This is a genomic window from Bradyrhizobium sp. JYMT SZCCT0428 (assembly GCF_018131075.1).
In the GTDB taxonomy this organism is placed as follows: domain Bacteria; phylum Pseudomonadota; class Alphaproteobacteria; order Rhizobiales; family Xanthobacteraceae; genus Bradyrhizobium.
This window is the reverse complement of the sequence record NZ_JAFCLS010000024.1, coordinates 54144-66584: the sequence shown is the minus strand read 5'-3', so window position 1 is coordinate 66584 and position 12441 is coordinate 54144. Positions and strand designations below refer to the sequence as shown.

The 12441-nt window shown below is 58.7% G+C and carries 11 protein-coding genes and 2 pseudogenes; 7 read left to right on the top strand and 6 right to left on the bottom strand.

The features are described from left to right. Positions 1-301: 301 nt before the first annotated feature. Both JQ575_RS46510 and JQ575_RS24030 read left to right on the top strand, forming a co-directional pair. Positions 302-399 (top strand): annotated as a pseudogene (locus tag JQ575_RS46510) (transposase domain-containing protein); the annotation flags it as partial. Between the two features lie 139 nt (positions 400-538). Continuing rightward, positions 539-811 carry a transposase gene (locus tag JQ575_RS24030; RefSeq protein WP_212035632.1) on the top strand — a complete coding sequence of 91 codons (273 nt, stop codon included), beginning with the start codon at positions 539-541 and terminating at the stop codon, positions 809-811. 471 nt (positions 812-1282) lie between these two features. On the opposite strand, the pseudogene JQ575_RS24025 reads toward JQ575_RS24030, so the two are convergent. From JQ575_RS24025 to rfbC, 3 genes and pseudogenes are all read right to left on the bottom strand, one after another. Next, a pseudogene (locus JQ575_RS24025) lies at positions 1283-1829 on the bottom strand (transposase); the annotation flags it as partial. A gap of 59 nt (positions 1830-1888) precedes the next feature. Then, complete coding sequence (gene rfbD, locus JQ575_RS24020; protein WP_212035631.1) at positions 1889-2818, bottom strand: dTDP-4-dehydrorhamnose reductase; 930 nt, start codon at positions 2816-2818, stop codon at positions 1889-1891. Further along, on the bottom strand, positions 2818-3372 hold the full coding sequence (rfbC, locus tag JQ575_RS24015) for a dTDP-4-dehydrorhamnose 3,5-epimerase (RefSeq protein ID WP_212035630.1): 555 nt from the start codon (positions 3370-3372) through the stop codon (positions 2818-2820). The genes rfbD and rfbC overlap by 1 nt, the downstream gene beginning before the upstream one ends. A 732-nt stretch (positions 3373-4104) precedes the next feature. Here rfbC and JQ575_RS24010 point away from each other — a divergent pair. Next, the gene (locus JQ575_RS24010; protein ID WP_212035629.1) at positions 4105-5424 is read left to right on the top strand and encodes an O-antigen ligase; all 1320 of its coding nucleotides are present in this window, start codon (positions 4105-4107) and stop codon (positions 5422-5424) included. Positions 5425-5621: 197 nt separating this feature from the next. After that, complete coding sequence (locus JQ575_RS24005) at positions 5622-6197, top strand: hypothetical protein (RefSeq protein WP_212035628.1); 576 nt, start codon at positions 5622-5624, stop codon at positions 6195-6197. A 492-nt stretch (positions 6198-6689) separates the two neighbouring features. Here JQ575_RS24005 and JQ575_RS24000 read toward each other — a convergent pair whose 3' ends face one another. Beyond that, positions 6690-7055 carry a hypothetical protein gene (locus JQ575_RS24000; protein WP_212035627.1) on the bottom strand — a complete coding sequence of 122 codons (366 nt, stop codon included), beginning with the start codon at positions 7053-7055 and terminating at the stop codon, positions 6690-6692. Between the two features lie 625 nt (positions 7056-7680). After that, positions 7681-7881 carry a hypothetical protein gene (locus tag JQ575_RS23995; RefSeq protein ID WP_212035626.1) on the bottom strand — a complete coding sequence of 67 codons (201 nt, stop codon included), beginning with the start codon at positions 7879-7881 and terminating at the stop codon, positions 7681-7683. A gap of 458 nt (positions 7882-8339) precedes the next feature. Between JQ575_RS23995 and JQ575_RS23990 the strand changes: the two genes are divergently transcribed. From JQ575_RS23990 to JQ575_RS23980, 3 genes are all read left to right on the top strand, one after another. Beyond that, complete coding sequence (locus tag JQ575_RS23990) at positions 8340-8558, top strand: hypothetical protein (protein WP_212035625.1); 219 nt, start codon at positions 8340-8342, stop codon at positions 8556-8558. Beyond that, positions 8555-9241: a glycosyltransferase gene (locus tag JQ575_RS23985; protein WP_212035624.1), complete on the top strand. Its 687-nt coding sequence runs from the start codon at positions 8555-8557 to the stop codon at positions 9239-9241. The genes JQ575_RS23990 and JQ575_RS23985 overlap by 4 nt, the downstream gene beginning before the upstream one ends. Positions 9242-9559: 318 nt before the next feature. Further along, positions 9560-10405 carry a glycosyl transferase gene (locus JQ575_RS23980; RefSeq protein WP_312016008.1) on the top strand — a complete coding sequence of 282 codons (846 nt, stop codon included), beginning with the start codon at positions 9560-9562 and terminating at the stop codon, positions 10403-10405. Here the strand turns inward: JQ575_RS23980 and JQ575_RS23975 are convergent. Further along, positions 10362-12341, bottom strand: coding sequence for an SDR family NAD(P)-dependent oxidoreductase (locus tag JQ575_RS23975; RefSeq protein ID WP_212035622.1), 1980 nt, complete (start codon positions 12339-12341; stop codon positions 10362-10364). The two genes, JQ575_RS23980 and JQ575_RS23975, sit on opposite strands and share 44 nt — an antisense overlap. Between the last annotated feature and the right edge of the window lie 100 nt (positions 12342-12441).

Here is a 12441-nt window from a genome sequence, read left to right as displayed (position 1 = left end):
CTGTACCTCAGAACATTTTTTTAACGTAGCCCGCGCTCTGTGGCCGCCACGTGTGCTGAGGTTGCGCTAGTCGATCGTTTCCAGCAGATAACTCCTCTGCGCCGCGGTGAGCCCAACCACACCGCCCCCCTCACCGGCCAGACCAAACGTCCACGGTCCAATCGCTTGGCATAGACAATCCAATTCCATAGTGCCACAGGACCTCGATCAGCGAACAGCTGCGGCCGCGGAACACGAATAGATCTCCGGCGAACGGCTCGCGGCCGAGGGTTTCCTACACCAACAATGACAACCTTCACCGCAGATGAATGACGTCGATCCTCAGGCTGCTTGCCGACGTCCTGGCGCGGATCGATGGCGCATTCAGTCCATCGGCTCGATGAACTGCTTCCCTGGAATCGATCTGAGCCTGTCAAGACTGGCAGATCAGGTCGGCGCCTGTACGGCAGCCCTGCAGCGGCTTCCTGTACTGACAGCCGCCGAGCGGTCGCATGGCGACGCCACCAATGTGCCCCCATCCTGAACCGGCCAGACGATCATGGTCCATATCTGGATCTATGTCCGTGACGACCGGCCATTTGGCAGCCGTGCTCCGCGGGCAGCGCTCTATTACGCCTCGCGAGACCGTCGCGACGAGCATCCTACCCGGCATCTTGGCAGCTTCACCGGTATCCTAGCGGTTATAGCGAGCTGTACCAGGCCTCGCGCGCGCAGGGGCCGATCACTTCTGCCCTCTATTGTTCACGCCCGAAGGCAGTTCTTCGAGTTGGCGGACATTGCCGCCACGAGTATTCGGACGAAGATCGATTAGCCGTCTGCGCGGTACACGTCTGCCCAACAATGGGAATCAGCGCTTGAACCTTTTTGCCCCACGTCTGCTATTGGCCGCAGCTTTCGGGAGCAAACCGGCAATCGAATTTGCCTGCGGAGACGTCGGGTGTACAAAGGCCAACGATCGCATAGAACGACCCGATACGACATTTGGTGACCGATGCGTCCGCGACCACCGCAAAGATTATCGCCACCACGGCTAATAGAAAGATCGAACCAATCCAATTCATTTTTCTCCTAACTGGCCACGGGCAGGAAGCCGGAGGCCCTAAGTAGGGGTTTTGGCGAGCTACCTTACGATGCTGAAGTTCGCCGCGGCCAGCGTCGCCGCGGTAGCACCGTTCAACCAAACAGCGGTATCGCCGTCGATCTGCACAAGCAGGCACCGTTCCTGGTCGGAGCGCGCGATCAAACCAGCTAGCGAGGTTAAGCCAGATGTCTAAAACACTAGGCCGCCCCGGCGGCGCACTGCGAGCTTCTCCTCCCGATACAGCCGGAACAGTGGTTGATCATATAGCCCTCCCGCTTGAGCAGCACGTGCAAGCGCCGGTAGCCGAACCGGCGGCGCTCATGGGCTATCGCCTTCATCCGCTGGCGAAGGTCGGCCTCGTCCGCCCGGGTCGTCTTGTATCTCATGGTCATGCGGCAGCAACCGATGGCTTTACACGCCCGCCGTTCGCTCATCTCGAATGCTTTGCAGATGCGCGACAGCTTTCCGCTTCCGCGGGCGTCACCACTTCTTTCCCAGCAGATCCTTCAACGCCGCATTGTCCAGCATTGCGTCGGCCAGCAGCCGTTTTAGCCGGGCGTTCTCGTCCTCCAGCGACCGCAGCCGCTTGGCCTCCGAGACGTCCATCCCGCCGAACTTCGCTTTCCATTTGTATATGCTGGCGTCGCTGACGCCATGCTTGCGGCACAGGTCGGCGACCGAGACGGCCAGCCTCGTGCTCCTTCAAAATCCCGACGATCTGCTCTTCCGAAAAGCGGCTGCGCTTCATGCCCGGTCCTTGTCGTGGGCCAGAACGAACTTCAAACTGGATGAACTACTGCCACAGGCTCAACCTGTCCAGGGCCCATTACCGTCCACGCCTAAACTAAAGCCTGAATATGCATCCAACTCCCCCTGTAGGGCTTCATACCAATCGGGCGTAACTATACCGAACACGTTAAATAATCGCTCGAGGTTCAGCCTTGAGTTCTGCGGGCGTTTCGCCCGAGTTGGAAATTCATTCGTCTCTATCGGAATGATGTTTTTTGCATTTAACCCGACACCTCGGCACCTTAACCCGGCCGCGATCGCCGTTGCAAATCCGTACCAACTTGTCTCCCCCTGACATGCAATATTTAAGGCGCCTCCCCATTCTTCGAAGGCGCAGGTGAGTTCGGTTCGTCTCGCCGACAGGATTTTCGTAAGGGTAACTGCAATCACTCGCGCCGTCGTGGGCGCTCCAATTTGATCGGCTACGATGCGGAGCTCTTCCCTTTCTTTTGCCAAATTGGCAATTGTGTTGAGGAAGTTTATTCCGCTCGCGGCGTAGATCCACGAGGTACGGACAATTATGTGAGCGCCTCCGGCGGCGACGATCGCTCGCTCGCCAGCAAGCTTGCTTTTACCGTAGACCGAAAGCGGCCTCGGCTCACTGTCCTCTCGCCACGGCTCACTGCCCGAGCCGTCAAAGACATAGTCGGTCGAAAAATGGACCAACGGCACGCCGTTTCGAACGGCCCATTCAACCATAATGGCAGGGGCTTCAGCATTTACCCGAAAAGCGAGTTCGCGCTCCTCCTCCGCCCGATCGACTGACGTATAGGCAGCCGGATTGATGATGAGATCCGGTTGATAGCGTGCCAGCCGCTCCTTAAGCTCATCCGGATGCGAGAGATCAAATTCTTCCCGGCTCGGAGCGAGCACCTGATCACTGTGCTGGAGTAACGGAAGTAACGCACCCCCTACCTGCCCACCTGTGCCAGTCAGGAGGATACGCATCACACCTGACCGAAATTCGGGAGATTTTTGACCTCGGAAAGCAGAGGAGCACGGCTATCCTTGGCTGAAAGTGCCGGATTTTCGAGTTTCCAGTCTATTCCGAGCTCCGGATCGTCCCATCTCACCGAAACTTCATCCTTCGGACAGTAGTATTCGTCACACTTGTAGAAACAATCGGCAATTTCAGACAAGACTGCAAAGCCGTGGGCGAAGCCACGCGGTACCCACAATTGACGACGGTTTTCATCGCTTAATTCAACAGCAACATGGCATCGGAAATTCGGGCTCCCCGCGCGAACATCCACGGCGACGTCCAGCACCTTTCCCTTTAAGACGCTTACGAGCTTTCCCTGTGGCTGCGGATTCTGAAGATGAAGTCCCCGGATCACACCGCGGCTTGAGCGAGATAGATTGTCTTGAACGAACGGTCGCTTGATACCCTGATCGGCGTACCTATCGAGTCGATAGCTCTCCATGAAAAAGCCGCGCGCGTCACCAAACACCTGAGGTTCAACGATCACAACCTCAGGCAGCTCTGTAGGGATTATTCGCATTAGATCGTTCCACGCTAAACCGCACTTTGGGCGATTTCAATACCAGATTTGCGCGTGGCGAGCCATCCGTTGGATGAATCTCCATTCGGACTGCGGGCGTTTTCGCTATGGAAGATATCATACTTGAAGGCGGGACAGGTTGGTCGGCTTTATTCGATCACCATAGCCATTCCGACGCAGCTATTGCTGGTATTTAAGTGATATAAAATCCGCTATCCACGCTGATGCTGGCAGGAATACACGAATTCCAAATTATCTCAAGACCGTCTTTCAACGACTGACCGGCCTCACTTTTACGATAGCGACGTGCTCCCCATTGCAGCAGGTGTCACTCCTCTGCTAGCGCATTGCTCTGTCAGCTATCACTCCAGAGAACGAGCGCATGTAAGCGGGAATGCAGCGGTTTAGAAGAGGGTTCGGCGCCTATCGAAAATCGGCGCCCCGATCTTCCCGCTGCGAGCAGCGGGTTGCCGCGCCGGGGCGACATCGGATTCCAAGGCCGCTTCGCCGGCCCTCGCGCATTCCGCCTAAATTGGCGGCATTTCACTTGCGCAATGATCATGGAACGCAGCGAAGCCCCTTGTGCCGCTCGGACTCTTCCAGTACGAGCCGCACTCGTAATTGGGACCCTTGAAGCAGCGCAGGTCACTGGCGTTTTTTCATCAACAGCTATTCAGCAATGGCACATTCCGCCATAAGAGCCAAATCGTACCGGACGTGGATTACTACCCAATGATCCAACAGAGCAAACTGCAGACAAAACTACAAGCGCGCCGCCTTGCGAAATGGATCGCTATTGCGGTCACCATTGCGGCGATCGCGAAAGCATTCGTGCCATTCTTCTTGATCGGGTCCACCGGGATATTTGTAGCCTTTGCTGCAATCGGGTGCGCGCTGATAGCGATGACCTGGCGCCAGACTTTTGAAGCAGCAGATCGCGTAACCGATATTATGATCATGCTGGGCCTGTTTTACGGTGCCATCATCCTTAGTTTCCTGTTGAACTCATTCCAGTCGGTTCCAGTGACCTATATTCTGGGGATCATGATCTTTCATTTCATGTTCGTGATTTTCGGCTTTACCGCAGCGCGCGCCGTGGGCGGCGTATTATGGACGCTGGTGGTGGCTGGCGCCGTTTATCTGATCGTCATCGCCCAGCATGTCATCAGATTCGGCGACCCGATGCGGGACGGCTTCATCCATGATGTGTTTGGTGTTGGTGAGTCAGCAATTTATCTTACCTTTCATCAAAACATTGGATTCGTTCTCGGGTTGGCCGCGCTTGCCGCATTCGGAAGTTCCTGTCGAACGATGCGCATTTTCGCGTTTGGCGCGTTGCTATCCGTTTTAGTGTTTATGTTTCACATTGCATCCAGAGGCGCTTTAGTTGCGCTGATGTGCAGTCTTCTTTTCCTGGCTGTCGCTGCCTCGTGGGTTCGATTGAGGAAATATGTCCTGTTCGGCGCCCCGGCCGCCGTGATCGTGGTCGCGATTGCCTCAACCTGGTTCTATCAGCGCGCGCTCGGCGATAAGGATATTGCCCCCAACGCAGGCGACGCGATGTCCCGCACCATCCGCGAAATTCAAGATCCGAGGCCCGGCTTTCGCATCCAGATATGGCAGCGGACGGCGCAACGCATTGTCGTCGAACCGGATCGGCTCCTGTTCGGTCGTGGCGTCGGCATGTTTCCGGTGAATGACGGCTTTGGCGCACCCGATTGGCTGCTGCGCAAGGCGGAAGGATCGAAACACTATCCGCACAACTTATACCTCGAAATACTCTATGAAACCGGCATTGTTGGCCTGTTGCTGTTCGGCATCATTACGCTGTATCCCATTGGGGCCTCTCTCAACCGCTGGAAAGCGTTTTCATCGGCGGAAAGGTCCGCAATCGCACTATATGTATTCGACCTCGTATGTTCCCTGTTTTCCGGTGCATTTGCGTATTCATACGATCTTCAATTCTTCTTTGGGCTTTCCGTCGGAATCATTGCAGTGAAACGCGCCTGCGAAATGGCGGCCCCGATTCCGTCTCATCTCGGGGATACTTGATCTAAGTTGGCGGACCTTAGTAAAAATCGCCCTTCTCAGGGCATTTCGGTCGCTACGTTTTGAGGTTTTTGCCGGAGGCAGGCGCGCATTCACCGACGGCCCGCTGGAGGGTCTGCATCGCGGAGCGCTGCCTTACGACAAGGGGCCGGCCCGCTCGCATCCTGCTGCCGGATCGCAATGCTGGTACCTACAATGAGGTGCTGACGATCGGAAATGTAATCAAAGATTTCCGCGACCAACTGCGCCGCGCGTCTACGACAACAATTCCACCGATCGGACCATCGCAGCTGCGACGGAGGCAGGCGCCGTTTTCCGAACCGAGTCGCAACAAGGCAAAGACAACGTCGTCAGTTATCGAGGCCGACGTCTATGTGATGGTCGATGGTGACGACACCTATGACGCGAACGCCGTCAAGCGCCTGATCGAGCCAGTGCTTTATCAGCAACCTGTCGCCGCCGGCACGGATGCCTATCGCCCCGGTCACCGGTTCGGGAATACCACGCTGATCGGCGTACCGTCGCGCACCTTGGCGATCGATGCACGCGACATGTTATCGGGTTATCGGGCCATGTCCCGCCGTTTCGTAAAGTCGTTTCCGGCCCTGTCGGAAGGATTCGAGATCGAAACCGAATCACCATCCACGCGGTGTAGCTCGGCGTGCGCATCTTTGAGATCGCCGCCCCCACAAGGAGCGCGCCGGAGTGTTCGGTCAGCAAGCTTCACACCTACCGCGACGGCATTTGCATTCTGCGCGCAATTGTCCTGTGCTTAAGGCGGAACGGCTCTTCTAGTTCTCTACTACGGTAAGCTTGGTCGTGTTCCTGTTGACGACGGTTCTCGGTGTCCCGCCTATCTGCAAACCGATTGTGCCTCGTCTGCCGATGGCGGTACTCGTGACAGGGCTCACAATCACCGGACTGTTGAGAGGCATCATACCGGAAACTGTGACACACGGGCGCCGCGCAGTCACCGCACGACGTTGAGGCACTGCGTCCGCGGGGAACATTGATCGCCATGAGCCACCGGCGATCTTCGTCTCGGCGACGCCATTGCTCCTTGTTCTTTTTCACGCTCCCTAGCTTAAACCATTATGTATCAGCTTATCTTTCCTTCGTCGACGCAGGAGGCGCCTCGATGCGGCTCCTCGGCCACAGCCGGCGCCTCGATAACGGGCAGCACTGCAGCGGGCGCTGGATCGGGCATGGGCAGAGCTGCCGACTGGCGTCGCAACCGGCCGCGGATTGCGCGCAAAACATTCGCAATCCTAAGGGGAAAGTATCGCGCCAGCAGCTTGCGAAGGGACTTTCGCAGTCGCGTAGGTGGTTGCGCTCCCGTCGACGAACGCCCGGTTGGTTCCTGTTACGATGGCAGCTACTTCCACTTGCCAGCGATCGCGCCATGTCTCGCCCACCCCCAGCAGTCGGCGCCGCGGATGTATCGGGCGACCTGAAACAACAGCTGCTCGTTGCGCGTAGTGTTCGTAAAAGCGACGTATCGTAGGCAAGGCATTCGTGTACGAAAATTTCTTGCGATCGAGCGCTCGCGATGCAGGCCAGACCTCGGACACAGCTTCTTCGCGTTTTCCCTGCGCGCGGTTCCGGTCACCATTTGGCGGAATCTGATTTTCCATACGCTGTTCTCCTGTTCGGTTCGCCGCGGCGCGCGCGACCCGAATGGTTCTGCTGATGGTTCTCGCCGGGGCCGCAGTTTACGTGCTCATCATCGTACAGCACACCGTGCGCTTCGGCGACGTGATGCGCGACGATCATAACAACGACGTTTTTTCTGGGTCGGCAGTCCGACTATGTACAACACGTTCACGGGAACATCGGCCTTGGTCTCGGCCTCGGCCCGCTAACGGCGTTTGGGCTCGCATCAAACTCGCTCCAAGCTGACTATCATCTGGGCCGCGCTGCCGCTCTTACTGGTAGTTTATGTCGGCGCCCAAAACGGCGCTGGTCGCGCTTCGGCAGTTTCCCGTTCTGGCGTTCGCGGCCTGCTGGATCCGCGAGAAGTAGGCGACGACGCTGGCGGTCACCCCCGCCATCGTCGCGATCGGCGGTGTCGATCCGATACGTCATGTAGGATCGGGCCGTCGATCCCGCTGCGAATGACGCCGTATCCAGCACGATTCGCGAACTCCGCGATCCGAACCCGCAATTTCGCATACCCGGCCGCCTTTCTGCTTATTTCCGCTTGTCGCTTCGTTGCGGCTCTGGCAGTCGCTCTGCCCGCGGAAAACTCGCTGCTCTCATCTACGTTTTCATTCTCCTGGCGCGCAGGTTTCCGGTGCATTCGCCCGATCCTACCTTGAGCCGTCCTTTATTGCGATGCCGGTCCGGCATAGTCGCGGCGAAACGCGCGGGGACCGCAATCTCGGCGCGCCCGGTGCTGGAAGGAACTTGATCCGGGTTATTCGGCGCTTCCTTGAATCGGCGGCCGATCGCCCTGTTCAACCGGCATTCCACCGGCTAAGACATGCCGATTGTCCGAGGCGCACTTTTCGGACCTGTTCGAGGACTCTGAGACCAGATGTTAGCTGAATGACCGACGCACCTGCCACACCGCGCCGTCGGCTATTATACATCGTCAGCGAAGATTTTGCATTCCTGCTTAACCCCCTGCCGATGGCGCGCGCGGGTCACCCAGCATTACGCGCCCTTCCCCCAAGCATCACCGCCGGCTACATGACGGACATGGCCCGGGAGTTGGCGCGGCAAAGCCTAGTCATCGTGCTCTCGAGCTCTCCTTAGTCTGCCACTGCGGTGCCGCCGAAGCCTGGCGAACCCGGGTCATTGAGATCAAGAGCTGGTGGCCGGAAAAGTCGGCGCTGGTCTCCCGCTCGTTTGCAGCGGTGCTGTTCGCAATCCAGGTTTTCATCGCGGCGATGAAACATACGAGCAGGGAACACGTCTTGCTGTGTGTGACGACGCCGTTCACTAGCCCCTACACCGTGGCGCTGGCCGCCCGAATCCGTAAAGCCGCGTTGGCCCTGATTATCTATGATCTCTATCCCGATACACTGGTCATGGCCGGTTTCCTTCACCCGACCTCGATTCTGACGAAATTCCTGCGCTGGACCAACCAGGCGATGTTCTCAAGGCTCGACTCGCGGTCATCGGCCGCGACATGACCGCAAAGCTGCTCGAATATCCGCACATCACCCCCGACAGCATCAGTCTCGTTCATCACAACTGGGCAACGCTACCCGTCGAATATCGCGAATTCGATGATGGCAATCCTTTTCGCGTCCGCTGCGGCGGGCGCTTCATCGCCGCGAGGTCGGGCAATGAGGGCTTTACGCTTGACCCCGAATCCGTGTTCGAGGCCGCGCGGATACTGAAGGACGATCCGGAGATTCATTTCCTGCTCTCCGGCGAAGGCGTCGGCTGGGCCAAGATCAAGGAGATGCACACGGTGACACCGCTGCCCAACGTCACCTTGCTCGAGCGCGTCCCCGACGCCCAGCTCGAGAGTTTCCTGTCCGCGGCCGACATCTGGATCATTCCATCCCGCCGCAACGCGCCCGGCGTGTCCGTGCCAAGCCGGATCTATAATCCTCTCGCCGTCGGCCGGCCCGTGATCATCTGTTCCGAACCGGACGGGAGGCCGCCCTTCTCGTTCGCGAGGAAGAAATCGGCTGGGTGGTCGCGCCCGAGAAGCCGATTCGATCGCGAAGGCGATCAGCGCCGCCGCCGGCGCGCAGGCCGCCACGCGGGAGAAAGGCCATCGGGCGACACTGGTCGCGTCGCGCTATACTGGGCCGATCGCATTAAAAGCATATCGCAATCTCATGAACGACCTGCTCGACCGTAACCTTTCAAACACCGGAACGCACCCTCGCCAATTGGTGCGAAAGTTGAGCACCGGCTTCACCGACGATATTTTCAGACCGGTATTTTCGAACCAGAATCTATCTGATACGAACCGTTGGCGCCAACGCCAGACCGCCGCTGAGCTTTCATGCCCCCCTTCGATTCCTATCAAACTCTCCTCATTCCGGTCGTGGCCGCACTTATTTGTGGCGGCCTCATCGTGCTGTTGCATCCGCTGCTGCGGCGCTACGCGTTGGCCCGCCCGAATGCGCGCTCATCGCATGTCACACCGACCCCGCAAGGCGGCGGCATCGCCGTGATGGCCGCCACCGCGGTCACGGCTGTTCTAGCCGGATCGCTTGGGCTATCCCCGTTCGGACACGAAATCGCGACCGTCATGGCGGCGGCGTTCTGCCTCGCTGTGGTCGGCATGATCGATGATCTCCGGCCGATCGCGGTCACTACGCGCCTGGCACTGCAACTGGCCATCGTCGCGGTTCTAGTTGCAGCGCTTCCCGCCGAGATACGGATTGTCCAGGCGATCCCGCTTGGTCTGGAACGGGCGCTGCTGATCTTGGGATTGCTCTGGTTCATCAATCTAGTGAACTTCATGGACGGCCTGGACTGGATGACGGTTGCCGAAATGCTGCCTTTGTCGGCATCACTTGCGGGATTTGCATTTTTCGGCGCGGCACCACCGGTCGTTCTGCCGATCGCGCTGGCGCTTGCCGGCGCCTTGCTCGGCTTCGCTCCGTTTAACCGGCCGGTCGCGCGCTTATTCCTCGGCGACGTCGGCAGCTTGCCAATCGGTCTGATGATCGGCTGGTGCCTGATCGAACTAGCCGCGCAACAGCACGTTGCGGCTGCGCTGCTGCTGCCGTTGTATTATCTCGCCGACGCGACGATTACCCTGTTCAGGCGGATGGCAAGAGGCGAGCGGTTCTGGGACGCGCATCGCTCGCATTTTTATCAGCGCGCTACCGACAACGGGTTTGGCGTCGGTCAAGTCGTCGCAGAAGTATTCCTGCTAAATTTATATCTCGCAGGGTTAGCCGTGGCATCGATCGTCATCGGCTCAATTGCTGTGAATGCAATAGGGCTGGTTCTCGGAGCGATCGGCGTTATGGTTGTGCTTGTTCGATTTTCGAAGCCGCGAGCTGGATAGTTGCACGCGCGCCCGCACCGAATTCCGGAATCGCCTCGTTCAGCACCGCTTCGATCAGGCCGCGCTGCTCGCCATTGACCGCCTGGTGAAGCGTGGCGAGCCAGGCGCTGATAGTCTCGAGCGAGGACTCGCGCGGACGCGCGGCGACGATGCCGGCAACGCCAATCTCGACGGTCTCCTCTTGATGGGCAAACAGGATTTCGTTAAGTCGCTCTCCGGGCCGCATTCCGGTGAAGACGATTTCGATGTCATGGCCCGGCTCCAGGCCGGACAGCCGGATCATGCGTTCGGCAAGGTCGACGATCCTTACCGGCTGCCCCATGTTGAGCACGTAGACCGACACGTCCTGATGCGCCGGCGCCACCGCGTGCGTGGCCGCCGTGATCACGAGATCGCAGGCCTCGCGGATCGTCATGAAAAACCTGACCATGTCGGGGTGCGTGACCGTGACCGGACCGCCTGCATCGATCTGCGCCTTGAATTTCGGAACCACCGATCCGTTCGAGGCCAATACATTGCCGAACCGCACCGAAATGAGCCGCATCGGCGGCTTGCCGTCCAAGCGCATCGCCAGATCATGGTCCAGCGCCTGGCAATACATTTCGGCAAAACGCTTGGTCAGGCCCAGCATCGAGACCGGCTCGATCGCTTTGTCGGTCGAGATCATTACCATCGCCGTGGCGCCCGCCGCCAATGCCGCGTCGGCGACATTCACTGATCCGAAGATGTTGGTCTTGACCCCCTCGCTCCAGTCGCGCTCGAGGATCGGCACGTGCTTGAGCGCCGCGGCATGGAACACGATATCCGGGCTGAACTCGCGCATCAGCCGCAGCACGCGTTCACGGTCGCGGATATCCGCGATCCGGCCCTCGATATCGACGCCGGCTTCCCGTGCGGCCAGCGCTTCCGTGACCGCATACAGCGCCGGTTCTGAATTCTCGATCACCAACAGTCGCGCGGCGCCGAACGTCACCACGCGCTCGCAGATTTCCGAGCCGATCGAGCCGCCGCCGCCGGTGACGATCACGGCTTTGCCCCGAACCAGCGCTTCGAGACGCGCGTAATCGATTTTTTCGCTGGGCCGCAGCAGCAGGTCTTCGACGGCGACGTTCGTCAACCGCGGCGTCTCTCCACTCTCCAGCCCCGGAAGCCGGCTGACGATCAGGCCCAGCCGGCGCGCGCGCATCAGCACGGACTCGGGCCGCGCATCGGGTTCGAACGCCGACGGCGCCATCACGATACGCGAAATCGGCTTGTTGCGTTGTGCAAAATCGCGAACCACGTCCTCGATATCGTCGATCGCGCCCAGTACCGGAATGTTGCGTATCAACTGCCCCCGGTCGGCCGGCGACGGCGACAATACGCCAACCGGCCAAATCCGCTTGACGGCACCGCTCTCAATTCCGCGCAAAAGGATCTCGGCATCCGCGGCACGGCCGATCAACAGCGCCAGCGAAGCACCTTCTGCCTTGGCGTGCGCGCGGGCGCGCGTATAGCGAAAATACCGATAGGCAAAACGAAAACCGCTCAGGAAGAACACCTCAAGAAAAAAGTAGAGGATGATGGTGATCTTGCCGATGAAAAATGCGCCCAGGACGTTCGGCGCCACAGGGTTGCCAACGATGTTTGGCGCGACAAAGATGTAGTCGAGCACTAGCAGGGCGAGCGTCAGCACCGTTGCGGCGCGCAGGATGTTCAATGCATCTGGCAACGATATAAAGCGCCATTTCGTCGTCGTCAGATTGAAAACATAGCAGACGACAACGCTGAGCACGATGAAGAAAGGCAGGATGCGCAGCAACAGCGGCAGGCGGTCGAAGAAAGCCTCCCCTTCAAAACGCAGATAAAAGCTCACCAGCAACGCGACTGCGGTTGCGAGCGCATCATGCGCCGCGATCAGGAAATTGCGATAGGTCAATTGCGAAAGGCGCGTCATATCACTCGCAGGCTATAAACGACATCAGGTCCGGAAGGGTGTCCCCTTGCTCGCTGATAGCTCATCTTCCGCGTGCAGGCCAGCGATCATGATCTGGGTC